We start from the raw sequence: 21,610 nt of genomic DNA, 5'->3' as shown, positions 1-21,610 counted from the left end.
TTGCGCGCGCTTCTGTTTCACGTTCGGGTGGCGCCGGGAAATATCATTGCTTGCCGCAAAGCGGCACCGGCCAGGTTCCCTCTCGGAACCCGAGCAAGCCTCCGCCCGTTGCGGTAAAGTTGCATCGCAGAAGTTCGCCGCAGGAGTTTCGCCATGGCGCCACGCCCGGCCTGGAAGGGCTATCTCAAACTGTCGCTGGTCACCTGCGCCATCGAGCTGACCAACGTCGTGACCCATGCCGAGAAAGTCTCTTTCCGCATCCTCAACCGCAAGACCGGCAACACCGTCAAACGCATCTATGTCGATGCCGGGACCGGCAAGCCGCTTGAAGAGGGCGACGAGATCAAGGGCTATGAGGTGAGCGACGGCGATTTCGTCCATATCGAGGAGGACGAGATCGAGGCGGTGCAGATCGAATCCTCGCACACGATGAGCCTCGACGGCTTCGTCGAGAAATCCTCGATCGAGCAGATCTACCTCGACACGCCCTATTATGTCTCACCGGCCGACAAGGTCTCGGAAGAAGCCTTTGCCGTCATCCGGGACGCCATGGCGGCCCGGAAGATGGCTGGCCTGGCGCGCATCGTGCTTTATCAGCGAGAGCGCCCGGTGGTAATCGAGCCGCTCGGCAAGGGCATGGTGCTGACCACCTTGCGCTATGACGACACGGTGCGCCGACCGGCGACGGTGTTCGAGGACATCGCGGCGGCGAAGACCGACAAGGAAATGATCGACCTCGCCCAGCACATCATCGACGGCAAGAAGACGAAGTTCGATCCGTCGAAATTCGACGACCGCTACGAGGATGCGCTGCTCGAGCTGATCCGCGCCAAGAAGGCGGGCAAGAAGGCCCCCAAGGCCAAGGCGCCGCCGAAGCCGTCCAATGTGGTCAACCTGTTCGATGCGTTGAAGAAGAGCCTCAACACGGAAGGCGGCGGCAAAGCGGGCAAGTCTTCAAAGACTTCGGCGCGGCGGCCGAAAGCCAAAGCGTCCGCGCCAAAACGCAAATCCGCATAGGAGGATGGCGGCATGGCCGGCCTCGAGCAATATCACGCCAAGCGCGACTTCAGGAAGACCGCCGAGCCGGCCGGCAAGGTCGGCAGGCAAAAGCAAGGCGGAGGCATCTTCGTCGTCCAGAAGCATGCCGCGACGCGGCTCCACTATGATTTCCGGCTGGAGCATGACGGCGTGCTGTGGAGCTGGGCGGTGACGCGCGGCCCGAGCCTCGATCCGCATGAGAAGCGGCTGGCCGTGCATGTCGAGGATCATCCGATCGACTACGCGTCCTTCGAAGGCACCATTCCGAAGGGCCAATATGGCGGCGGTTCGGTCATCGTCTGGGACGAAGGCAAGTGGATGCCGGATGGCGATCCGGCCAAGGGCATGAAGAAGGGCCATATCGACTTCGAGCTCGAGGGCCACAAGCTCAACGGACGCTGGCATCTGGTCAGGCTGCGGCCCCGCCCAGGCGAGAAGCGCGATAACTGGCTGCTGATCAAATCCGACGATGCCGCCGCCCGGCCCGGCGAGGATGTTCTCGAGGAAGAACCGAAATCGGTGAAGTCGGGCCTGACCATCGAGGAGGTGGGCGAAGGCAAGGCCGCCAGGGGCGAGAAGCCGAAAGTCTGGCAATCCAACAGGCCGGCTGCCTCCAAGACCAAGGCCGGGCCTGGCAAGCGTCTCGACTTCATCGAGCCGCAGCTGGCGACGCTGGAAAGGGATGCGCCCGCCGGCGAAGACTGGCTGCACGAGGTGAAATTCGACGGTTACCGCATGCAGGCGCAGATCGCCGGCAGCGAGGTCAGGCTGCTCACCCGCGCCGGCCTCGACTGGACGGAAAAGTTCGACGGTCCGGTCACAGGTGCACTGGCGGGGCTGAAATGCCGCGACGCCATCATCGACGGCGAGATCGTGGTGTTGGCCGACAGCGGCGTGTCGTCCTTCCCCTTGCTGCAGGCGGATCTGTCGGCGCGACGCGCCGACCGCTTCGTCTACTATGTCTTCGACCTGATGCGGCTCGACGGCAAGGACCTGCGCCGCGAACCCTTGGTCGAACGCAAGCAGGCGCTCGCCGAACTGCTCGGCGACCAGCCCGACCATTCGGGGCTACGCTTCAGCGACCATTTCCACGAGCCGGGCAAGGTCATGCTGCAGCATGTCTGCCGCATGGGCCTGGAAGGCGTCGTGTCGAAACGCGCCGACGCGCCCTACCGCAGCGGGCGGGGGCTCTCCTGGATCAAGTCCAAATGCACGCTGCGCCAGGAATTCGTCATCGGCGGCTATCTGCCCTCGGACAAGACCGGACGCGGCCTGCGCTCGCTGCTGGTCGGGTTCAACGAAGGCGGCAAGCTGCACTATGCCGGCCGTGTCGGCACCGGCTTTTCCGGCAAGGTGATGACTGATTTGAAGAAAAAGCTCGATGGCCTCAAGGCGAAGGGCTCGCCGTTCTCGGCCGCCGTGCCCAAGGGCAAGGGCCTCACCTTCGTCAAGCCGGAACTTGTCGGCGAGGTGGAGTTCCGCAGCTGGACATCCGACCGTATAATCCGCCACGCCTCGTTCCAGGGGCTTCGCGAGGACAAGCCGGCGGAGGAAGTCGTGCAGGAAAAGCCGAAAAAGGCCGAAACCGGAGCGAAGCCGGGTACAAAGACCGCGCCGAAAGCCTCGGCCGGAACGGTGAAGACCTCGATAAAGCTCTCGCATCCCGACAAGCTGCTATGGCCGGACGAGAAGGTGTCCAAGCGGGACCTGCTCGATCACTACGCGCTGGTCTGGCCGCGGATGGAGCAATTCGTCGTCAACCGGCCGCTGAGCCTGGTGCGCGCGCCGGACGGCATCGACGGCCAGCGCTTCTTCCAGAAGCACGCCTCGCCCGGCATGAGCGACAAGATCGCCAGGATGAAGGATCCGACTGACGGCGAGGAGATCCTGTTCATCAAGGATTTCGATGGGCTCGCCGCGCTTGTCCAATACGGCGTGGTCGAGGTCCATATCTGGGGCTGCACTCTCGACGCGCTGGAGAAGCCGGACCAGATCATCTTCGACCTCGATCCGGACGAAGGCGTCGATGTCGGCAAAGTGCGCGAGGCGGCGCTCGACATCCACAAGCAGCTCGACGAGCTGTCGCTGCCCAACCTGGTCAAGACCTCCGGCGGCAAGGGCTATCATGTGCTGGTGCCGCTGAAACCCTCGGCGGAGTGGGACGCGGTCAAGGATTTCGCCCATGATTTCGCCCGCGCGCTGGAGCAGGCCGCGCCCGACCGCTACACGGCGACGCTGTCGAAGAAGGCGCGCACCGGCAAGATCTTCGTCGACTATCTGCGCAACGGCAGGGGCTCGACCACGGTCGCGCCCTATTCCTCGCGCGCCAAGAAGGGCGCAACCGTGTCGATGCCGGTGACCTGGCCTGAGATCGAAAAGGGCTTGGCGCCGAATGCTTTCCCGCTGGGGGACGAGACGACGCTGAAGCAATTGAAGAAGGCGGATCCGTGGGCGGAGTTCTTCAAGCTGGGGAAGCCGCTGAAGCGGGGGTGATCGCGGGCAAGACGCAAAGTAGCCTATGCCGAGATCCTTCGCCCCCCCTCTCTGTCCTGCCGGACATCTCCCCCTCAAGGGGGGAGATTGGATGTCGTCTCGGCTTTCGCCAATCTCCAACGTTAGGAGAATGGCGGAGGGCCAGAACTGCCAATCTCCCCCCATGCGGGGGAGATGCCCGGCAGGGCAGAGAGGGGGGCCTCGCGCCGACATTGCACGTTATCGGCACAGGCTTTCAGTTATCGGCACCGGGGCTTCAAGACAAAAACACCCTCTCGAATTCCTGCCTGCCCGTCGGCGAGAACACCACGGCGCGGCTGTCCTTTTCGCGCCGGGCCCATTTCTCGGCGATGATCTTGTCGAGGATGGCGGCGCCCAGCGTGCCGGCGAGATGCGAGCGCCGCACGCTCCAGTCGAGGCAGGCGCGGCACACCGGCCGCCGCGCCTTGGCATGGGTCTCGATGCCGAGCGCGGAAAAATGCGAGACGCCGGATGACGAGATCCTGATCTCGTTGTCCTCGCGCAGCAAAACTTTCCTGTCGAAGAGCCGGTCGAGCATCGCTACCGCCTGCTCGCCGGCGAGGTGATCGTAACAAACGCGCGCCACTCGCATGGCCACGTCGCGCGGGCCGGGCCGCACACGCTTCGGGCCGACCGCCTCGGCGACGCCGATGATCGCCTCGATCATGCCGGCCACCTGCGCGCTGGCAAGGCCGTAATAGCGGTGGCGCCCCTGGCTGGCCAAGGTCAGCAGCCCGCCATCCATCAGCTTGGACAGATGCGAGGAAGCGGTGGGCAGCGATACGCCGGCCTCGAGCGCCAGTTCCGACGCCGTCAGCGCCGTGCCGCCCATCAACGCGTTCAGCATGTTGGCGCGGGCCGGATCGCCGACCAGGCTGGCGATGCGGGCGATGTCCGGTCCTTCACGCATGGTTCGATCCTTATCGAAGCATTCCCGTCAGGGAAGCATTATTCTGGGGTCATCTCAAGCAGCGCGGCAAACTCTCCTGACAGGAAGCTGCCTGGCACAATGACGCAAGCGATGTTTCGACCGGTATCGAACCCTCGTCGTCGAAAAACCAACCCGACGAGGACACCGACATGACCATCACCTGCTTCATCCGCTACGAGATCGATCCGTTCGGCAAGGCGGCGTTCGAGCAATATGCGCGCGCCTGGGGCCAGGCCATTCCGCGTTGCGGCGCCGACCTGATCGGCTATTACGCCCCGCACGAAGGCTCGGCCACCACGGCCTATGCCGCCTACAACATCGAGAGCCTCGCGGCCTATGAAGCCTATCGCGCGCGGCTTGCCGCCGACCCGGCCGGCAAGGCAAACTACGAATTCGCGCGGCGCGAGAAATTCATCCTCAAGGAGGACCGCGTCTTCCTGAAGCTGGTGTCCGGCCCGCATGGCCCGCGGCAGGTCTTTCGCACCGATGTGACGGTCAGGGAAGGGATGGAGGCATGATCGCAGTCATCTTCGAAGTGGAGCCGGCGGAAGGCAAGCGCGATGCCTATCTCGGCATCGCCGCGGAGCTTAAGCCCCTGCTCGACGGCATAGACGGTTTCATCTCGGTCGAGCGCTTCCAGAGCCTTGCCGATCCCAGGCGGGTGCTGTCGCTGTCCTTCTGGCGCGACGAGGAAGCGGTGAAAGCCTGGCGCAACACCGAGGAGCACCGGCAGGCGCAGAAGGCGGGGCGCGGCGGCATCTTTGCCGGCTACCGTTTGCGCATCGCCCATGTCGTGCGCGACTACGGGATGACCGAAAGGGCGGAGGCGCCAAGGGACAGCCGAGCGGTGAATGGGTGAACCGCGCCTTCCCTTATCCCCTTGCGGGAGAAGGGAAAACCTAATGCATGTCGCGCAAAAGTGTGCAGCGGTTTTGCGATCACGACATGCATGAAAACAAAGCCTTAAAGCGCGTCGCCTGGATCCACTTCAGCGCGACGCGCTTTAAGCGTTCCCGATCAGCACGCCCGCCCCGAACACCAGCGCGCCGCCCAGCACCACCTGGAAGGCGGCGCGCCAGAACGGGGTCTGCATGTAGCGGTTCTGGACGAAAGCGATCGCCCAGAGCTCGAAGAACACCACCACCGCCGCCACGGCGGTGGCCGTCCAGAAGTGCGGGATCAGATAGGGCAGCGCGTGGCCGAGGCCGCCCAGCGAAGTCATCAGGCCAACCGTCAGCCCGCGCTTGATCGGCGAGCCGCGCCCCGACAGCTTGCCGTCGTCGGAGGCGACCTCGGTGAAACCCATCGAAATGCCGGCGCCGATCGAGGCGGCGAGGCCGACCAGAAGCGTCTGCCAGGTGTCGTGCGTGGCGAATGCCGCGGCGAAGATCGGCGCCAGCGTCGACACCGAGCCGTCCATCAGCCCGGCCAGCCCGGGCTGCACATAGGTGAGGATGAACTGGCGCTGCTCGGCGCTCGCTTCCTCGACCTTGACCGTGCCCGGCACATGCTCCTGCTCCAATTCATGCGCCGAGCTCTCATGGCCCTGCTCGGCCACGGCGAGATCGTCGAGCAGCTTTCGCGTCGAGGCGTCGGTGGTGCGCTTGGCCGCCTCTACATAGAAGCGATAGGCCTGCCGCTCCATTTCCTCGGCTTGCCGCCGCACATGCTCGATGCCGAGCGGCTTCACCAGCCAGTCGGGCTTGCGCTCGAAATAGCCTTTCACATGCTCGCGCCGGATCAGCGGGATGCGCTCGCCGAAGCGCTTGCGGTAAAGCTCGATGAGCGAATCGCGATGACCATCCTCTTCCTCGGCCATCGCCTCGAACACTTTCGCCGATTGCGGAAAGTCCTGCGCCAGGCCATCGGCATAGGCGCGGTAGATGCGTCCGTCATCCTCCTCGGAAGAGATCGCCAGCGCCAGGATCTCCTGCTCCGACAGCGAATCGAACGAACGGCGGCCGAAGCCGAAAACACGGGAAAGCATGATGGGATCACTCTAGTTTAGAATTATTCTAAACTAGGATCTTGCTTGCCCAACGTCAATTGCGAACGGCACGGGCCGCGACGCCAATGGGTGATCCAGCGGAACCCGGCCCAACTCTTCATTATTGCCGAATGTTCGCCTATATAGCTTGCAACCACCGAAATTGAAGGAATCCCCGGCATGACGAACAAAAAGCCCCCGCACACATTCGATGCCAAACCGGTTCTCGATCTTATCGCCAGCATCGAGGCCGACCTGCAGCGCCTGAAGGGCCTCGTCGAAGAACAGCTCGAAAAATTCGACCCGGCCAACCCGCACAACAAGACGCCGGATGGCAAGCTGACCGAGGAAGGTGCCGAGTGCTGCTACCGCATGTTCGACGAAGGCAAGTCGCGCTACACGGTTTCCCAGCAGATGAAGATATCCTTCGCCGCCGCCACCCACCGCTTCAACTCCTGGCGCAAGCTCGGCGGCAGCAAAAGGACAAAGACGCTGCTGGGATGAGCGGTCGCCGACAGGGCGAAAGTCGGCGGGACAGCGCCCCCTCTGGCTTGCCGCCCATCTCCCCCGAGGGGAAAGATTAGCTGTTTCGGCGCCCCGCCCATTCTTGCGACCTAGGAGATTGGCGAAAGCCGGCGTGACGTCTGATCTCCCCTTGTGGAGGAGATGGCCGGCAGGCCAGAGGGGGGCGCGAAGGAACGCCAACTTCCAAAACTGCCAAACCAACCTTGTCTCCGTCACATTTTTTCGTTGGCGCGCCGGGATGATTTCCGTGCACCATGGCGGGACTCATCCTGCGAGGCCCTCCATGACCACCCTCCCCGGCATCTCCGACATCCGCGCCGCCGCGGCGCGGCTTTCCGGCTTGACCGTCGAAACGCCGCTGATCGAGTCGCCCGAGCTCAACAAGCGCTATGGCGCCCGCATCCTGTTCAAGCCCGAGACGCTGCAGCGCACCGGCTCCTTCAAGTTCCGCGGCGCCTACAACAAGCTGTCGAGCCTGAGCGAGGAGGAGCGCGGCCGCGGTGTCGTGGCCTTCTCTTCCGGCAACCATGCGCAAGGGGTGGCGGCCTCCGCCGCCATGTTCGGCGTCAAGGCTGTCATCGCCATGCCGGCCGATGCGCCGGCCATGAAGATCGGCAATGTCCGCAAGATGGGCGCCGAGGTGGTGCCGTTCGACCGCTTCAAGGATGACCGCATGGCCGTTGTCCGCCCCTATATCGAGAAGGGCATGGTGCTGGTGCCGCCCTTTGACGATCCGGCCATCATTGCCGGCCAGGGCACGATCGGCCTGGAGCTGATGAAGCAGGCGAAAGCGCTCGGCGCAGCGCTCGACGCCGTCGTCGTGCCTTGCGGCGGCGGCGGCCTGTCGAGCGGTATCTCCGTCGCGGTCAAGGACGCTTCGCCGCGAACCGCCGTCTGGGCGGTCGAGCCCGAGCATTTCGACGACACGCGCCGCTCGCTGGCCAAGGGCGAGCGGGTCGCGAACGATCCCGGCCATAGCTCGATCTGCGATGCGCTGCTGACCGCCGAGCCCGGCGCCATCACCTTCGAGATCAACCGCAGGAATCTCGCCGGCGGCATTGCCGTCTCCGAAGACGCGGTCAGACAGGCGATGCGCGACGCCATGGCCCATCTCAAGCTGGTGGTCGAGCCCGGCGGCTGCGTCGCGTTTGCCGCGCTCTCCTCCGGCGAGATCGACCTCGCCGGCAAATGCGTTGCCGTCGTGCTCTCCGGCGGCAATGTCGATCTCGTCACCTATGCCGGGATCATGGCCGCCGCATAAAGCGCCGCGCCGCGCTCATCCGCTCGCCAGCGCCTGTTCGAGATAGTCGCTGAAGGCGCGCGCCTTTTGCGAAGGGCGCCGTCCAGCCGGGAATACGACGTAAGCCGCTACAGGGTCGAGACGGTAGTCTGCCAGGAGTTCCACCAGTGCACCGGAGACAAGCTCCTCCGCGCACATCCATGTCGAGGCGATTGCGATGCCGAGGCCCGCGTTCGCGCAAGCGAGGACGCCTACGGTCGAACGGGTCCGCACGCGGGGATTGACGGGTTGGATCTCGGCGATGCCGTCCCGATGCGCGTTCCAGTTCTGCTCGTTCATGTCGCTGGGCCCGCTGATGAGATGGTGCCGGCTGAGCTCGGCGAGGGTCTTCGGAATACCGCGCCGGGCGAGGTAGGTGGGCGAGGCGACGAATAGCCGCCGGGCGGTGGCGAGCTTGCGCGCCACGAAGCTGGAATCCGGCTGTTCGCCAAGGCGAAGCGCCATGTCGGCGCCTTCCGCGATGAGGTTCTCGTAACGGTCGGACATCATGAGATCGATCTTCAGCAAGGGATGGTTGTCGAGGAAGGCAAGCAGCCGCGGCACTATCTGCCGCGCTCCGAAACCTTGCGACAGCGCCACGCGCAGTGTGCCGGACAGCCTGTCGGCGCTGCGGGCGGCGTTTTCCGCCTCTTCGACCCCGGCAAGCGCTTCTCGGGCGCGAGACAACAGAGCCTCGCCCGCGTCGGTAAGCGAGAGTTGGCGAGTGGTCCGGGTAAGCAGCTTGACGCCCAGCCGGTCCTCAAGCGCGGCCACTGTCCGCGAGACGGAAGGTTGCGACAGCCCGAACTCCCTGGCCACCTTGGAAAAACTGCCCGTCTCGACGGTGCGGACAAAGATCGCCAGTTGCTGAAATCGGTCATTCATACCAGAGACGTATATATCATATGAACCCGGCGGCGCTACCGGTCGCACGACGCATGATTTACCTCCTTAGCAACACGCCGCGTGGCGGCGATGAGCGAAGGAGAAAGATCATGAACGAGCTGAAGGACAAGGTAGCGATCGTGACCGGCGCGTCAAAGGGCATCGGTGCGGCGATAGCGCGTCGGTTTGCCGAGGCGGGCGCCGCCGTGATGGTCAATTACGCTTCGAGCAAGGAGGATGCGGACCGGGTGGTCGCAGACATCCTGCGCGAAGGTGGCAAGGCCGTGGCAGTCCAGGCGGATGTCAGCAACAGCGCCGACGTGAAGCGGCTCTTTGCCGAGACCAAGGCGACGTTCGGGACGCCCAGCATCCTCGTCAACAATGCCGGCGTGTACCGCTTCGGGCCGCTGGAGGACGTGACGGAAGCCGAGTTCCATCGTCAGTTCAACACCAATGTGCTGAGCACGATCCTGACGACACAGGAAGCGGCAAGGGCCTTTGACGGCCACGGCGGCAGCGTCATCAATCTCAGCACCATTTCGAGCACCAATCCGGTGCCGAACTCCGTCGTCTATTCAGCCTCCAAGAGCGCGGTGGATTCGATCACCAGGGCACTCGCCAACGAGTTGGCCACCCGCAGGATCCGCGTCAACGCGATCGCACCAGGCATGACGGAAACCGAAGGCCTCGCAGTCGTGGGCATCGATGACGAAACCGCCAAGAACATCGGAGCGACCTTGCCGATGGGCCGGGTGGGGCAGCCCGACGACATCGCGCGCGTCGCCGTCTTCCTGGCTTCCGACCAGTCAGCCTGGCTGACGGGTGAGCGCATCACTGCCTCCGGCGGCCAGCGTTAGCCGTTCGTCCGGAGTGAACTCGGCATCGATCTTGCAAAGTGTTGCGGCAATGGAATGGGCACGTCCGCCTGCCTCGACATCTTCATTGTTGTTCCGGAATGCAGCGGAGAACGCTCATCGCCGGCACCTCTTGCAGAAGGTCGGCATTCGAAGCCCTCACGACAGCGGACGTGCCCATCCCAACAAACGATGCCGGCTTGTCAGCTGGAGTGGACATCCGCGGTTCTGAGACCATTCGAACTGCGCGGCGACCGTCCCGTCACCCGGCTGAACACGCGAGAGAAAGCGGCGCCGCTCTGGTAGCCGACCTGCAAGGCCACGCTCTTGACCGGCTTACCCCTGGCAAGAAGCTGACGTGCGACCGTCATGCGCCAGACCGTCAGATAGTCGATAGGCGTCTGGCCGATGCGTGTCCGGAAATGCTCGGCGAACCGCGTGCGTGACATGCCGGCGATCCCAGCGAGATCTTCCAGGGTCCATGGCTTCCCGGGCGCATCGTGCATTGCCGTCAGCACCCTGGCAAGGCGCGGATCGCCGAGTCCGGCGAGCACGCCGGTCGCTACCCGGCCGCTGTCGGTGACGTGTCGCACGATCAGGATCAGGAGGTAGTCCAACAGCTGGTCGAGCGCCACCTGGCGGCCACTCAGTTCGGAGAATGCTTCCCCGATCAGCAGATCGCAGACCGGCGCCAGCGCGGGATGCGACGCGAGCGGCAGGACCACGAGTTCGGGCAGGCCCTGTCCGATCGGGTTGCCCTCGGCGCCGCCGAGCTCGACGGTCGCGCAAACGAGATCGGCGCCGCGGTCCGGATCAACCGTGAAACTGTGGACGCGGCCACGAGGAAAAAACAGGAGCGATGGCTCATCAAGCTGGAGGTCGACCTGGCCGGCCCGGGCGAGCGTGAGCACGCCTCCCTTGAGAAGGTGCAAGTGGCCATCATCGGTGAAGTGCCTCGTCTCACAAAGGTTACCGGTGAAGAAGGTCCGGGCTCTCGGCGTGACGTGGTCGAACAGGGCAGCGAAGGGATCCATTGGGACGATCGGCAACGTATTTGGCACCAACCATCACCTTTAATCCGACATACAGAGCAGTGCAAGCCCGCAATGTTACAGAAAAGGACCCCCCACATGCCCCGTATCGCTCCCATCGAAACTGCCCATGCCGATCCCGGCGTTAAGGCCACGTTGTCGGCCGTCAAGACCAAGATCGGCATGGTGCCGAACCTATTCTCGACTTTTGCGCGATCGCCCGCGGTGCTCAACGGCTATGTTGCCTTCTCCGATGCGCTCGGCAAAGGCGTGCTGACCGCCAAGCAGCGGGAGATCGTTGCGCTCGCCATTGGGCAGGCGAACGAGTGCGAGTACTGCCTCTCGGCGCACACGCTGATGGGCAAGGGCGCCGGCCTGTCGCCGGAAGGCATCCGCAGGGCCCGCGAGGGCAAGGCGGAAACCGCCATCGACGCCGTCATCGCATCGTTCGCGCGCCGCGTGCTTGAGAAGCGCGGGCAGGTCACGGACGCCGAAGTTGCCGCCGTGCGTTCGGCTGGTCTTGACGACGCCCGCATCATCGAGGTGATCGCGAACGTCGCGATCAACGTGCTGACCAACTACACCAACAACGTGGCGCTGACCGATATCGACTTTCCCAAGGTCGATGTCGCGCTGCGACCTGCCGCCTGATCCCGAAGGGCGTGGCGCTCGATCCTTGGGCGCCGCGCTCATCCGCCCCGCAATCACACGGTCCACGGCCTGTGCAGGCCCTCCTCAATAGCAGCGTGTCATGAATATTCGTTTCGTCACCAACACCGCTCAGGCCTTGCTCGACTATCTCGTCGCGCTGAGCCTGATTGCTATGCCGTTCCTCGTTGGGCTCCGCCATCCCGAACGCCACGGGATTGCAATCTTCGTCCTGCCCTGTTGGCTGCAGGTTGTCGTCGACCGCCTCGTCAGCGGTGTATTCATCGTTGTTCCGTTCGTGCTCGGCTTCCAGGGTCTCGAAGTCTGGTACTACTGGGCGAAAGTGAGATCCGGTCCGCGCTTGAGCCAGCCTGGGGATTGTGCCGGCCGAGGATCAACGAATGGCGGCGCAGCTTGAATCGGTGGCGGCCGACGTCCCGCCCGCAATCGGTTGCTATGTCCAGTGTCAATTTCCATAACTATAGCGGAGAACCCTCATGCCCCAACCAGAACATTTTGATTTTCTGATCCTCGGCAGCGGCCAGGGCGGCAAGGCGCTTGCCTGGCATCTGGGCCGATCCGGCCAGCGCGTCGCGGTCGTCGAGCGCCGCTGGGTAGGCGGCTCCTGTCCCGCGGTGGCCTGCATGCCCAGCAAGAATGAGGTGTGGAGCGCGCGGGTCGCCTACCTGTCCCACAACGCCGGCCAGTTCGGCACGTCGACCGGTCCCGTCTCGACCGACATGGCGAAGGTCCGCCGGCGCAAGCAGGAGATGGTCGATCGCGAGATCGCCTTCCACCTCGATGCCTATAAGACCAGCGGCGCGGAGCTGATCATGGGCAGCGGCCGCTTCGTTGGACAAAAGACGATCGAAGTTGCGCTGAACGACGGCGGCACGCGTGTGCTCACCGGCGACAAGGTCGTCATCAATGTCGGCACGCATGCGGCGATCCCCGGTATTCCCGGTCTCGAGCAAGCCCAGCCGCTCACCCATATCAGTGCCCTCGAGCTCGACATCCTGCCGCCGCATCTCATCGTGCTCGGCGGCGGCTATGTCGGGCTGGAACTGGCGCAGGCCTATCGCCGCTTCGGTAGCCGGGTGACGGTGATCGAAGCCGGGCCTCAGCTTATCGGCCGGGAGGACCGCGACGTCGCCGACGAGATGCGGAAACTTCTTGAGGACGAAGGCATCGAGTTCCTTGTCGGCACCGAGCCGCTGGGCGTGCATGGCCGCTCCGGCGAACAGGTCAGCGTGACCATACGCACGGCTTCGGGCGAGCGGACGATCGAGGGCAGCCATCTGCTCGCTGCCGTCGGGCGCGTCCCGAATACCGCCGGTATCGGCCTCGAAGAGGCCGGCGTGGCGCTGGATAGCCGTGGCTTTATCCGGGTCAACGAACGGCTGGAGACCGTCGCGCCCGATGTCTGGGCGCTCGGCGAATGCGCCGGCAGTCCGCAATTCACGCATGTCTCGGTCGACGATTTCCGCATCATCCGGGACAATCTGGCCGGCGGCCATCGCACGACGCGCGACCGGCTGGTGCCCTACACCATGTTCACCGATCCGCCGCTCGCCCGCGTCGGCTTGAGCGAGGGCGAAGCGCAGCGCCAGGGCGTCATCGTGCGCGTCGCCAATCTGCCGATGAGCGCCGTGCTGCGCACCGAAGCGACGGACGAAAAGCAGGGTTTTATGAAGGTGGTCGTGGCCGGCGATGACGACAATATCCTCGGCTTCACGATGATCGGCTCCGAGGCAGGCGAGGTGCTGGCGGCGGTGCAGACGGCGATGCTGGCGAACCTGCCTTATCCGAAGCTGCGCGACGCCGTCATCACGCATTTGACGATCGCGGAGGGACTTGGCCCCCTGCTGGCGAACGTGCCGCCGAGGTCCGGACAATAGGTTGGAAGCTTCATCCCGGGGAGCCACCGGAGAGACAAATGACGAGGAGGAAATTATCATGAAGGCAATCGTGGTGACGGACCAGGCCGCGGGAACGGCCGGGATGACGCTGGTGGAGCGGCCCGAGCCGCAGGCAGCGATAAACGACGTCGTGGTTCAGGTTCATGCTTCGGGATTCGTCCCGACCGAGCTGGCGTGGCCCTCGACCTGGACCGATCGCCGCGACCGTGACCGAACACCGTCGATCCCCGGCCACGAGCTGGCCGGCGTGGTCACCGCCCTGGGCTATGGCACGACAGGGCTGTCGGTGGGACAGCGGGTGTTCGGCCTCGCCGACTGGTATCGCGACGGCACCCTGGCGCAGTATATCGCCATCGAGGCACGCAACCTCGCGCCGCTGCCGGGCGACGTCGACTTCACGGTGGGCGCGAGCCTCCCGATCTCGGGCCTGACCGCCTGGCAGGGACTGTTCGAGCACGGCCGCCTTCGGGCCGGGCAGAGCGTGCTTGCGCACGGCGCGGCCGGCGCGGTCGGGTCGATGGTGACGCAACTCGCGCGAGAGGCCGGCGCCTACGTCATCGGCACCGGCCGCGCCGCCGACCGTCAGGCGGTGCTCGACTTTGGCGCGAGGGAGTTCATCGACCTCGACAACGACGCCCTGGAAGATGCCGGCAAAATCGATCTGGTGTTCGACGTCATCGGCGGCGACATCGGCAAGCGGTCCGCGGGCATGGTTCGGGACGGAGGAACGCTGGTGTCCGTCGTCGGGCCGGTAGAGGCGCGGCCCGCCGACGGCCTGGCGGTCGACTTCGTTGTCGAGTCCGATCGTGCCCAGCTGAGCGAGATCGTCCAGCGGGTGCGGGACGGACGTCTGCGGACGAACATCGGCAACGTCTCGACCCTCGACGATGCCGTCGCCGCCTTCAACCCCACCGAGCGGCGCAAGGGAAAGACGATCATCCGCGTTCGTCCGTGAGGACTTGGGGACGGCGAATGGTCTTTGCCGTCTTTGTGGATAGAACGTGCCATTCATCGATGTCCGGTTCTGGCCACAACAAGGCCGTTCGAGTCACTCTCGCTCGCCCCTTGCAATTGTCCTCCGCCCCCAATCCAGCTGCGGCGAGGGGCTTTCAAGTTGTCGCGCGGTTGGACCCGCTTTGGGGCCGAGAGAAGACTGGCGGGTTTCGGGCTGCGAATCTGCGAGAGCTGACATTCAGGTTAGGTCGGCATCGTTCGAGACATGACCCGACGCCGAAACATGGAAGCACGCGACGCAATCGAGTGCAGCCTTGCGGGTACCTCAATCGAGGAAAGGATTGGGCATTCACGCAGCCTCCTGAAATCACACGTCGCCGAGCAAGGCCGCACTCGTGCGCTGCTTGGCTTGCGGGTTGACGATATCGGCTTGTCCTTCGCCGCTCATCATCGCCCACAGGTTCTTGGCCGCATGCCAGCCGATGGCTTGAGTTCCTTCAGTCGTCCAGGCGGCGACATGCGGCGTGCACAAGACGTTGGGCCGCGAAAACAGCGGATCGTCGGTCTTCGGCGGCTCCTGGTCGAACACGTCGAGTGCTGCACCCGCGATTTGGCCATTGGCCAGCGCTGCTCGCAGGGCCGCGTAGTCGATCAGCGATCCGCGCCCGGTGTTAACGACAATGGCTGAGGGTTTCATCTTCGCAAACGCGGCGGCGTTCAGGATGTGATGGTTATCCGGGCTCGGCGTTGCGTGCAGCGTCAAGAAGTCGGATTGCTTCACCAGAGTGAAGAAGTCTACGAGTTCGATACCCGGAGGCGCTTCCTTAAGGAAGGGATCATAGGCCAGGATGCGAGCCTCCCAGCCCGACAGCCGTTGCGCCACGCCACGGCCGATGCGGCCGAGGCCGAGGATGCCGACGGTGGCGCCGCGCAGCGTAGCGCCATGTGTCAGGCCGCGCCACCCGCCACGCCGCATGAATTCGGGCGTCCACGTGCCGAGTTGCTTGGCAACAGCCAACATTAGGGCGACCGCGTGCTCGCTGACCGTAAAGATTTGAAAGTCGTTCGGCGTGCTGGAAACCAGAATGCCGTGCTCTGTTGCGGCGTCGATATCAATGCTGTCAACGCCAATGCCATATTTCGAGATATAGCGCAGATCCGGAAGCGCCTGTAAGACGCTCCGGGTGATGCGGGTGCCGCTTGCCCCCATCAAGGCGACACAGCCCTGTGCCTTGGCAATCAGCTCATCCTCGGTGAAGCGCTTGAACGGCATTTCCCAGAGCGCATTGCCGAAAATGACGTTGACCCCACGCTCGCGCAACCAGTCCAGCGAGGCGTCAGTCGGGTCGTAGCGTTCAAATGCGAGAACGCTGGGCAAGTCTTGAGCGCTCATGATGGTGCGATCTCCTCAGATACCTTCGAATTGTCCCGACGGAACAGTTCTTGTCGATTCAATCCGCGTCGCAGATGCGCTGGCAGGTATTGGACGGCTGCGCGCGCCTTGCCCCGCTTTGCCTTGGCAGCGGCTTGAGCGCTCAACCGCGATCGCTGGCAACGCATCTTCAGCATTCTTGTTTCCAGCACACAGCCCAAGCCTCGCACACGACCTTCCAAAAAAATAGTGCAGCATAGGTCCTGCATCTGATACGCGCCAGCAATGACGGCTTTTGGGAAACAGCTGCATCACCCGAAACGTCTGAACGGAGGCGCAAAGCAGCCATTGCCTAGCTCGGGGCCTGATCCGGCTTAGAACATGCCGTTCATCGATGTCCGGTTCTGACCACAACAAAGGACCGTCTCGACCCACTCCCGCTCGCCCCGCGTTGTCCTCCGCCCCTAATCCAGCGTCCGCCTGAACCGCACCAGGGCCACGCCGGCAAACAGCGCCACGAACACCACCAGCCAGCCGATCTCGGTCGCCACCGCCGGCAGTTGGGCGCCCTTCAGCATGACCGCGCGGGTGATGCGCAGAAAATGCGTCAGCGGGAAGATCTCGCCAAAAGTCTGCGCCCAGCCCGGCATGCCGCGATAGGGGAACATGAAGCCCGACAGCATGATCGAGGGCAGGAAGAAGAAGAAGGTGAGCTGCAGCGCCTGCATCTGCGTGCGGGCGATGGTGGAGATCGAATAGCCGAGCAGCACCAGCGACAGCACGAACACCAGCACCGCTGACAACAACAGAGAAAGCGAGCCGGTGAAGGGGATGGCAAACAGAAGCTTCGCCGCGGCCAGCACCACCACCACTTGCACCGCGCCCACCACCAGATAGGGCAGCACCTTGCCGAGCATGATCTCCAGCGGGCTCGACGGCATGGCCAGAAGGTTTTCCATCGTGCCGCGCTCGGTCTCGCGCGTCAGCGCGATCGAGGTCATCATCACCATCGTCATCTGCAGGATGACGCCGAGCAGGCCGGGCACGATGTTGTATTGCGAGATGCCCTCGGGATTGTAGCGCCGGTGCACGACGACATCGAGCTGGCCGCGCGCCGCCTCCTTGGCCGTCTCCTGCGTGCCCTGCGCCCTGAGCAGCCCCTGGCCGGCCACGGTGCTCAGCGTCGAGATCGCGCCGCTGGCCACCGCCGGATCGGTGGCGTCGGCCTCGATCAGGATCTGCGGATTGTCGCCGCGCTCCACCCGTCGGGCGAAATCGGCGGGAATGGTGACGACGAAGGAGACATCGCCGCGCGACATCAGGAATTCGGCCTCGTCCGCGCTTTGCGCGACATGGTCGAAGCGGTAGTAGCCCGTCGTCTGCAGCGCCGAGACCATGGCGCGCGTATAGGGATCGCTGCTGGTCGCCACAAGAGCTGCCGGCAGGCTCTTCGGGTCGTTGTTGATCGCATAGCCGAACAGCACCAGCTGGATCAGCGGCACGCCCAGCATCATGGCGAAGGTGATGCGGTCGCGCCGCATCTGGATGAATTCCTTGATCAGCAGCGCGCCGAGCCTGGCGAAGGAGAAGACCGCGTTCATGCCATGTTGTCCTTCGAGCCGGCCATGAACTGGATGAACACATCCTCGAGGCTTGTCTCGCCGGGCTTCACCGTGACGCCCTTATGCTCCTTCTCGACATCGGCGAGCGCCTTTTCGAGCGCCGCCTTGTCGGAACCGACGACATGCAGCGTCGCGCCGAACGGCGCCACCTGGTCGACGCCCGGACGGCCCTGCAGCGCCTCGGCCACCTGGTCGAGCCGCGGCCCCTGCAGCACGAAGGTGGTCAGCCCGGCATTCTTCACCACCTCGTCCACCGTGCCGGTGGCGAGCATCTTGCCGTAGGAGATGTAGCTGATGCGGTGGCAGCGCTCGGCCTCGTCCATATAGTGGGTGGAAACGAGCACGGTCAGCCCGCCGCCGGCCAGCCGATGGATCTCGTCCCAGAACTCGCGCCGCGCCTTCGGGTCGACGCCCGCCGTCGGCTCGTCGAGCAGGAGCAGCTTCGGCTTGTGCATGATGCAGGCGGCCAAGGCCAGCCGTTGCTTCCAACCGCCGGAAAGCGTGCCGGCCAGCTGGTCGCGACGGCTCGCCAGGCCGAGCTCCTGAAGCGTGCGCGCGACATATTCCTCCACCGGCCTCAGCCGGTAGAGCCGCGCAACGAATTCGAGGTTCTCGCCGATCGTCAAATCCTCGTAGAACGAGAACTTCTGCGTCATGTAGCCGACTTCGCGCTTGATCTTGAGCGCGTCGGTGCGGATGTCGAAGCCCAGCACCGTGCCGTCGCCTTCGTCCGGCGTGAGCAGCCCGCACATGATGCGGATGGTCGTCGTCTTGCCCGAGCCGTTCGGCCCCAGGAAGCCGACGATCTCGCCCTCGGCCACCGTCATTGTCACATGGTCGACGACGGTCTTGTCGCCGAAGCGCTTGACCAGGCCGCGAACGTCGATTGCGTTCATTGCCCGAGATCCGCGAGATCGACATCGACGATCTGGCCGGGCTGCAAGGGCCCGGTATTGCCGTCCGGCCGCGCTTCGACCAGATAGACCAGCTTCTGCCGGTTCTCGAGCGAATAGATCACCGGCGGCGTGAACTCCGGATCGGGCGAGACATAGCTGACACGTGCCTTCAGCCCCGTCCCGCAGCCGTCGCAATGGACGTTGAGCTCGGTGCCGACCTTGACCGACGAAAAAGCGCTTTCCGGCACATAGACGCTGAGCTTCACGGCACCGTCCGGCAGCACCGAGATCACCGGAGCGGTCGGCCCTGCGGTGTCGCCGGGATTGCGGATGACGTCGTTGACGTGCCCGGGCGAGGGTGCCGTCAGCACCCGCTTCGACAGCCGCCACTCGGCCTGCTCCAGGGTCGACTGCGCCTGCTTGACCTGGTTGTCGGCGGCCTTGATGGTCTCGGCCCGCGCCGGCAGGTTGCCGACGGCGAGATTGGCTTCCGCCTGGCCGACCTGGGCCGTGGCGGTCTCCAGCGAAGCCGAGGCGGTGTCGTAGTCGGCCTGGGTGCCGGTCCCGCGCTTGTAGAGATCGCTGGCACGGTCATATTTGCGCTTGGCGTCGGCGGCCTGGGCTTTGGCCATGTCGACCTCGGCCTTGAGCACGGCGATTTCCTCGGGGCGCTTGCCGACCTGCAGGTCGGCAAGCTGCGCCTGTGCCTGCGCAAGCGCGGCTTTAGCCTGCGCCACCTCGATCTTGGCGTCGGCGTCTTCCAGCGTCGCCACCGCCGTGCCGTTCTCGACGCGGTCGCCGCGCCGGACCGTCACCGTCGCCACCTGGGCCACTTCGATCGGCGCCATCAGCACATATTCGCCTTCGACATAGCCGACGGCCAAAGGTGCGGCCGGCGCGCAGGCGCCGAACAATTGGGCCGCGAGCGGCAGCGAACAGAGAAAGCTCATGATTTGCCCTTCTTGCCGGCGCGCGCATCGCGTGCCGCCAGCATCGCCCTGAGGTTGTCGGTCGCGACTGCCACCACCTTGGCGGCCTCTTCATTGCCGATCCCGCGCCAGCCCATCCGGCGCATCACCGCCTCGCGGCCGATGCGGAAATAGATGACCTGGCCGATCATGGTGAAGACGGTGAGCTTGGTCGCCTCGCTCTCGGCCGGCTCGCCGGTCGCCTGTTCCCAGATCTGGCACAGCCGCCGGTGCGTCGGCTCGAACACGCCGGCATAGATGCGGTCGAGCGCGGCGGTCGGATGCGAGAGCTCGCGAAGTACGAATTGTACGATCTCGCCGGCCTGCGGACTGGCCACGACGAAGCCCACCATCCGCTCGAGCGCTGCGAAAAGCTGGGCACGGGCGGCTTCCGGTTCCGGCGGCGCGGCGGCCTGATCGCCGCCCAGCGCCTGGCCGGCGATCCCCTGGATGGTGTCGACGATAAAATCGGCGGCGGCGGCGCGCAGGCCTTCCTTGCCGCCGAAATGATAGGCGATCGAGCCGATATTGGCCTTGGCCTCGGCCGCGATCTCGCGCGTCGAGGTGCCGTCGAAACCTTGCCGCCCGAACAGCTTGAGCGCCGCGTGCACCAGCGCAGTGCGCGTCTGCTCGGCGGTGGTGGCCTCGCGCGGCTGCCTTTTTATGCTTGGCTGCTTGTTCATATTCAGACTTTAATCATTCGATTGATTAAAGTCAAGTTTGACTCCGACTCGGCTTGCCTTCTCGACCCTCACAGGCTTTAGTGCCCGGCCATGGGCAAGGAAGTCGAGCGCAAATTCCTGGTCTCCGGTCCGGCCTGGCGCGACAGGGTCGAGGCGGAAATCCGCATTCGCCAGTTCTATGTCGCCGCCCAGCCCGGCCGCACGGTGCGCGTACGCATCAGCGACGGGCGCTCCGCCAGGCTGACGCTGAAGTTCGGCGACAGGGCGCGCGAGCGCGACGAGTTCGAATATTCGATCCCGCTTGCCGAGGCCGAGGAACTGATGGCGTTTGCGCTGGGGCGTGTCATCGAGAAGACACGCCACCATGTTAGACACTGCGGCTATCTCTATGAAGTCGATGTTTTCGGCGGAAAGCTCGCGGGGTTGGTGATCGCGGAGCTGGAGACGCCGGAGGACGTATCTGACGAAATGCTGCCCGACTGGCTCGGTCGCGAGGTCACCGGCGAGTCGAGATTCTACAACGCGTCGCTGGCCCTCGGGGGGATTCCGGAGATCGCCGCATGAGCTTCCGCATCGATCCGCGCTTGCCGCTGACCGGCGAGGTCAGGCGCATATTGGCCGACGAGATCGGCAAGGCAATCGCCCATCTCGAGATGGCGCGCGAGAAGCCGGAGCAGGGTCTGCACAAATGCCGCAAGCGGCTGAAGAGCGTGCGCGCCTTGCTGCGCCTGGTTCGTTCCGGGGACGAACCGTTCTGCCAGACCGAGAACGAATGCTATAAGCAGGTATCGGCGCTGCTGGCCGGGCCGCGCGAGGCAACCGCCTTGATCGAAACCGTCGATCGCCTGGCCGATGCCTTTCCGGAACAATCCGCCGGCGGCGGTCTCGATCCCGTGCGCGAGCGGCTGGTGCTGCGCCAGCATGAGCTCCATGCCGGTCCCGGCCTCGACGCCGCCATCAATGCGGCGATAGCCGCTTGCCGGGAGGGCCTGGAGCGCATCGACAGGCTGGCCCTGCCCGACCAGCCGGAACAGGCCGCCGACATCCTCGCCGACGGCGCCCGCGCCACCTTGCGGCGGGCGAAGAAGGCGCTGGACAAGGCGGAGTCGCGCGGCGAGGACGAGGACTTTCACGACCTGCGCAAGGCGGTCAAGACGCATTCCATGCATCTGTCGCTGCTCGGCCGCCTGTGGCCGACGCCGATCAAGGCGCGCCGCAAGGCGGTCGACAGGTTCGGCGAGCAGCTCGGCGAATTGCACGACGTCTTCGTCATGCGCGCCCTGCTCGCCGCCGAAGGCGAGCCGCTCGGCTCCGCCGACGACACGAAGCTGCTGCGCAAGCTGCTGAAGCGCTCCGAAAAGAGCCTGACCAAGGCCTGCCTCGCCGATGCCGCCGACCTGTTCGGCGACAGTCCGAAACGCTCGGCCAAAAAACTCGCCCGCAAGGCGCGCGACGATCTCGCCGGACCCCAGGAAGAAGCGAAAGCGGCGTGACGCCCTTTCCT

Annotated in this window: 22 protein-coding genes; 13 read left to right on the top strand and 9 right to left on the bottom strand. The window is 64.7% G+C overall.

From position 1 onward, the window contains the following. Positions 1–153 precede the first annotated feature (153 nt). The gene (locus FJ430_RS04030) at positions 154–1,017 is read left to right on the top strand and encodes a Ku protein (RefSeq protein ID WP_140709414.1); all 864 of its coding nucleotides are present in this window, start codon (positions 154–156) and stop codon (positions 1,015–1,017) included. 12 nt (positions 1,018–1,029) lie between these two features. Then, positions 1,030–3,531, top strand: a complete 2,502-nt coding sequence (gene ligD, locus FJ430_RS04025; protein WP_140709412.1) for a DNA ligase D — start codon at positions 1,030–1,032, stop codon at positions 3,529–3,531. Between the two features lie 256 nt (positions 3,532–3,787). Here ligD and FJ430_RS04020 read toward each other — a convergent pair whose 3' ends face one another. Continuing rightward, positions 3,788–4,462 (bottom strand): ArsR/SmtB family transcription factor, encoded by a 675-nt coding sequence (locus FJ430_RS04020; protein ID WP_140709410.1) that lies wholly within the window; start codon positions 4,460–4,462, stop codon positions 3,788–3,790. 170 nt (positions 4,463–4,632) lie between these two features. On the opposite strand from FJ430_RS04020, the gene FJ430_RS04015 reads away from it, so the two are divergent. Both FJ430_RS04015 and FJ430_RS04010 read left to right on the top strand, forming a co-directional pair. Then, positions 4,633–5,001 (top strand): NIPSNAP family protein, encoded by a 369-nt coding sequence (locus tag FJ430_RS04015; protein WP_140709408.1) that lies wholly within the window; start codon positions 4,633–4,635, stop codon positions 4,999–5,001. Continuing rightward, complete coding sequence (locus FJ430_RS04010; RefSeq protein WP_140645922.1) at positions 4,998–5,342, top strand: antibiotic biosynthesis monooxygenase family protein; 345 nt, start codon at positions 4,998–5,000, stop codon at positions 5,340–5,342. The genes FJ430_RS04015 and FJ430_RS04010 overlap by 4 nt, the downstream gene beginning before the upstream one ends. Before the next feature lie 144 nt (positions 5,343–5,486). Here FJ430_RS04010 and mbfA read toward each other — a convergent pair whose 3' ends face one another. Beyond that, positions 5,487–6,470, bottom strand: a complete 984-nt coding sequence (mbfA, locus tag FJ430_RS04005) for an iron exporter MbfA (RefSeq protein ID WP_140658185.1) — start codon at positions 6,468–6,470, stop codon at positions 5,487–5,489. A 180-nt stretch (positions 6,471–6,650) separates the two neighbouring features. Between mbfA and FJ430_RS04000 the strand changes: the two genes are divergently transcribed. Together FJ430_RS04000 and FJ430_RS03995 are read left to right on the top strand one after the other, a co-directional pair. After that, a complete protein-coding gene (locus FJ430_RS04000) occupies positions 6,651–6,974 on the top strand; it encodes a hypothetical protein (RefSeq protein WP_140645920.1) in 324 nt (107 codons plus the stop codon). 304 nt (positions 6,975–7,278) lie between these two features. Further along, the gene (locus FJ430_RS03995; RefSeq protein ID WP_140709406.1) at positions 7,279–8,256 is read left to right on the top strand and encodes a threonine/serine dehydratase; all 978 of its coding nucleotides are present in this window, start codon (positions 7,279–7,281) and stop codon (positions 8,254–8,256) included. Positions 8,257–8,271: 15 nt separating this feature from the next. On the opposite strand, the gene FJ430_RS03990 is transcribed toward FJ430_RS03995, so the two are convergent. Next, positions 8,272–9,159: a LysR family transcriptional regulator gene (locus tag FJ430_RS03990; protein ID WP_140658179.1), complete on the bottom strand. Its 888-nt coding sequence runs from the start codon at positions 9,157–9,159 to the stop codon at positions 8,272–8,274. 110 nt (positions 9,160–9,269) lie between these two features. On the opposite strand from FJ430_RS03990, the gene FJ430_RS03985 reads away from it, so the two are divergent. Then, the gene (locus FJ430_RS03985) at positions 9,270–10,016 is read left to right on the top strand and encodes an SDR family NAD(P)-dependent oxidoreductase (RefSeq protein WP_140709404.1); all 747 of its coding nucleotides are present in this window, start codon (positions 9,270–9,272) and stop codon (positions 10,014–10,016) included. A gap of 200 nt (positions 10,017–10,216) precedes the next feature. On the opposite strand, the gene FJ430_RS03980 is transcribed toward FJ430_RS03985, so the two are convergent. Further along, positions 10,217–11,047, bottom strand: a complete 831-nt coding sequence (locus FJ430_RS03980) for an AraC family transcriptional regulator (RefSeq protein ID WP_140709402.1) — start codon at positions 11,045–11,047, stop codon at positions 10,217–10,219. 96 nt (positions 11,048–11,143) lie between these two features. Here FJ430_RS03980 and FJ430_RS03975 point away from each other — a divergent pair, with 96 nt between their 5' ends. The 4 genes from FJ430_RS03975 (at position 11,144) to FJ430_RS03960 (ending at position 14,566) form a co-directional block, all read left to right on the top strand. Further along, a complete protein-coding gene (locus tag FJ430_RS03975; RefSeq protein WP_140645915.1) occupies positions 11,144–11,695 on the top strand; it encodes a carboxymuconolactone decarboxylase family protein in 552 nt (183 codons plus the stop codon). Between the two features lie 100 nt (positions 11,696–11,795). Next, positions 11,796–12,110, top strand: coding sequence for a hypothetical protein (locus FJ430_RS03970; RefSeq protein ID WP_140658173.1), 315 nt, complete (start codon positions 11,796–11,798; stop codon positions 12,108–12,110). Positions 12,111–12,189: 79 nt separating this feature from the next. After that, on the top strand, positions 12,190–13,590 hold the full coding sequence (locus FJ430_RS03965; protein ID WP_140709400.1) for a mercuric reductase: 1,401 nt from the start codon (positions 12,190–12,192) through the stop codon (positions 13,588–13,590). 58 nt (positions 13,591–13,648) lie between these two features. Next, the gene (locus tag FJ430_RS03960; protein ID WP_140709398.1) at positions 13,649–14,566 is read left to right on the top strand and encodes an NADP-dependent oxidoreductase; all 918 of its coding nucleotides are present in this window, start codon (positions 13,649–13,651) and stop codon (positions 14,564–14,566) included. Between the two features lie 366 nt (positions 14,567–14,932). Here FJ430_RS03960 and FJ430_RS03955 read toward each other — a convergent pair whose 3' ends face one another. The 5 genes from FJ430_RS03955 to FJ430_RS03935 all read right to left on the bottom strand — a co-directional run bounded on the left by FJ430_RS03955 (position 14,933) and on the right by FJ430_RS03935 (position 20,106). After that, complete coding sequence (locus tag FJ430_RS03955) at positions 14,933–15,958, bottom strand: hydroxyacid dehydrogenase (RefSeq protein WP_140709396.1); 1,026 nt, start codon at positions 15,956–15,958, stop codon at positions 14,933–14,935. A gap of 443 nt (positions 15,959–16,401) precedes the next feature. Next, positions 16,402–17,538, bottom strand: coding sequence for an ABC transporter permease (locus tag FJ430_RS03950; RefSeq protein WP_140709394.1), 1,137 nt, complete (start codon positions 17,536–17,538; stop codon positions 16,402–16,404). Next, a complete protein-coding gene (locus FJ430_RS03945) occupies positions 17,535–18,455 on the bottom strand; it encodes an ABC transporter ATP-binding protein (RefSeq protein ID WP_140658165.1) in 921 nt (306 codons plus the stop codon). The genes FJ430_RS03950 and FJ430_RS03945 overlap by 4 nt, the downstream gene beginning before the upstream one ends. Beyond that, a complete protein-coding gene (locus FJ430_RS03940) occupies positions 18,452–19,405 on the bottom strand; it encodes an HlyD family secretion protein (protein ID WP_140709391.1) in 954 nt (317 codons plus the stop codon). The genes FJ430_RS03945 and FJ430_RS03940 overlap by 4 nt, the downstream gene beginning before the upstream one ends. Continuing rightward, positions 19,402–20,106 carry a DUF1956 domain-containing protein gene (locus FJ430_RS03935; RefSeq protein ID WP_140709389.1) on the bottom strand — a complete coding sequence of 235 codons (705 nt, stop codon included), beginning with the start codon at positions 20,104–20,106 and terminating at the stop codon, positions 19,402–19,404. The genes FJ430_RS03940 and FJ430_RS03935 overlap by 4 nt, the downstream gene beginning before the upstream one ends. A 90-nt stretch (positions 20,107–20,196) precedes the next feature. On the opposite strand from FJ430_RS03935, the gene FJ430_RS03930 reads away from it, so the two are divergent. Continuing rightward, a complete protein-coding gene (locus FJ430_RS03930; protein ID WP_140658162.1) occupies positions 20,197–20,670 on the top strand; it encodes a CYTH domain-containing protein in 474 nt (157 codons plus the stop codon). Beyond that, positions 20,667–21,599, top strand: a complete 933-nt coding sequence (locus tag FJ430_RS03925; protein ID WP_140645903.1) for a CHAD domain-containing protein — start codon at positions 20,667–20,669, stop codon at positions 21,597–21,599. The genes FJ430_RS03930 and FJ430_RS03925 overlap by 4 nt, the downstream gene beginning before the upstream one ends. Positions 21,600–21,610: the final 11 nt, after the last annotated feature.

Origin of the sequence: Mesorhizobium sp. B2-8-5, assembly GCF_006440675.2 — a bacterium.
Taxonomy (GTDB): Bacteria; Pseudomonadota; Alphaproteobacteria; order Rhizobiales; family Rhizobiaceae; genus Mesorhizobium.
This window is presented reverse-complemented; position numbering and strand designations above follow the sequence as displayed.

What these genes read in the sequence shown, in the direction of transcription:
- FJ430_RS04010 (WP_140645922.1), top strand. Translation starts at nt 4,998, where the DNA reads ATGATCGCAGTCATCTTCGAAGTGGAGCCGGCGGAAGGCAAGCGCGAT.
- FJ430_RS04030 (WP_140709414.1), top strand. Translation starts at nt 154, where the DNA reads ATGGCGCCACGCCCGGCCTGGAAGGGCTATCTCAAACTGTCGCTGGTC.
- FJ430_RS03930 (WP_140658162.1), top strand. Translation starts at nt 20,197, where the DNA reads ATGGGCAAGGAAGTCGAGCGCAAATTCCTGGTCTCCGGTCCGGCCTGG.
- FJ430_RS03955 (WP_140709396.1), bottom strand. Translation starts at nt 15,958, where the DNA reads ATGAGCGCTCAAGACTTGCCCAGCGTTCTCGCATTTGAACGCTACGAC.
- FJ430_RS04020 (WP_140709410.1), bottom strand. Translation starts at nt 4,462, where the DNA reads ATGCGTGAAGGACCGGACATCGCCCGCATCGCCAGCCTGGTCGGCGAT.
- FJ430_RS04000 (WP_140645920.1), top strand. Translation starts at nt 6,651, where the DNA reads ATGACGAACAAAAAGCCCCCGCACACATTCGATGCCAAACCGGTTCTC.
- FJ430_RS03985 (WP_140709404.1), top strand. Translation starts at nt 9,270, where the DNA reads ATGAACGAGCTGAAGGACAAGGTAGCGATCGTGACCGGCGCGTCAAAG.
- FJ430_RS03950 (WP_140709394.1), bottom strand. Translation starts at nt 17,538, where the DNA reads ATGAACGCGGTCTTCTCCTTCGCCAGGCTCGGCGCGCTGCTGATCAAG.
- FJ430_RS03945 (WP_140658165.1), bottom strand. Translation starts at nt 18,455, where the DNA reads ATGAACGCAATCGACGTTCGCGGCCTGGTCAAGCGCTTCGGCGACAAG.
- FJ430_RS03940 (WP_140709391.1), bottom strand. Translation starts at nt 19,405, where the DNA reads ATGAGCTTTCTCTGTTCGCTGCCGCTCGCGGCCCAATTGTTCGGCGCC.
- FJ430_RS03995 (WP_140709406.1), top strand. Translation starts at nt 7,279, where the DNA reads ATGACCACCCTCCCCGGCATCTCCGACATCCGCGCCGCCGCGGCGCGG.
- FJ430_RS03980 (WP_140709402.1), bottom strand. Translation starts at nt 11,047, where the DNA reads ATGGATCCCTTCGCTGCCCTGTTCGACCACGTCACGCCGAGAGCCCGG.
- mbfA (WP_140658185.1), bottom strand. Translation starts at nt 6,470, where the DNA reads ATGCTTTCCCGTGTTTTCGGCTTCGGCCGCCGTTCGTTCGATTCGCTG.
- ligD (WP_140709412.1), top strand. Translation starts at nt 1,030, where the DNA reads ATGGCCGGCCTCGAGCAATATCACGCCAAGCGCGACTTCAGGAAGACC.
- FJ430_RS03965 (WP_140709400.1), top strand. Translation starts at nt 12,190, where the DNA reads ATGCCCCAACCAGAACATTTTGATTTTCTGATCCTCGGCAGCGGCCAG.
- FJ430_RS03970 (WP_140658173.1), top strand. Translation starts at nt 11,796, where the DNA reads ATGAATATTCGTTTCGTCACCAACACCGCTCAGGCCTTGCTCGACTAT.
- FJ430_RS03935 (WP_140709389.1), bottom strand. Translation starts at nt 20,106, where the DNA reads ATGAACAAGCAGCCAAGCATAAAAAGGCAGCCGCGCGAGGCCACCACC.
- FJ430_RS04015 (WP_140709408.1), top strand. Translation starts at nt 4,633, where the DNA reads ATGACCATCACCTGCTTCATCCGCTACGAGATCGATCCGTTCGGCAAG.
- FJ430_RS03960 (WP_140709398.1), top strand. Translation starts at nt 13,649, where the DNA reads ATGAAGGCAATCGTGGTGACGGACCAGGCCGCGGGAACGGCCGGGATG.
- FJ430_RS03990 (WP_140658179.1), bottom strand. Translation starts at nt 9,159, where the DNA reads ATGAATGACCGATTTCAGCAACTGGCGATCTTTGTCCGCACCGTCGAG.
- FJ430_RS03925 (WP_140645903.1), top strand. Translation starts at nt 20,667, where the DNA reads ATGAGCTTCCGCATCGATCCGCGCTTGCCGCTGACCGGCGAGGTCAGG.
- FJ430_RS03975 (WP_140645915.1), top strand. Translation starts at nt 11,144, where the DNA reads ATGCCCCGTATCGCTCCCATCGAAACTGCCCATGCCGATCCCGGCGTT.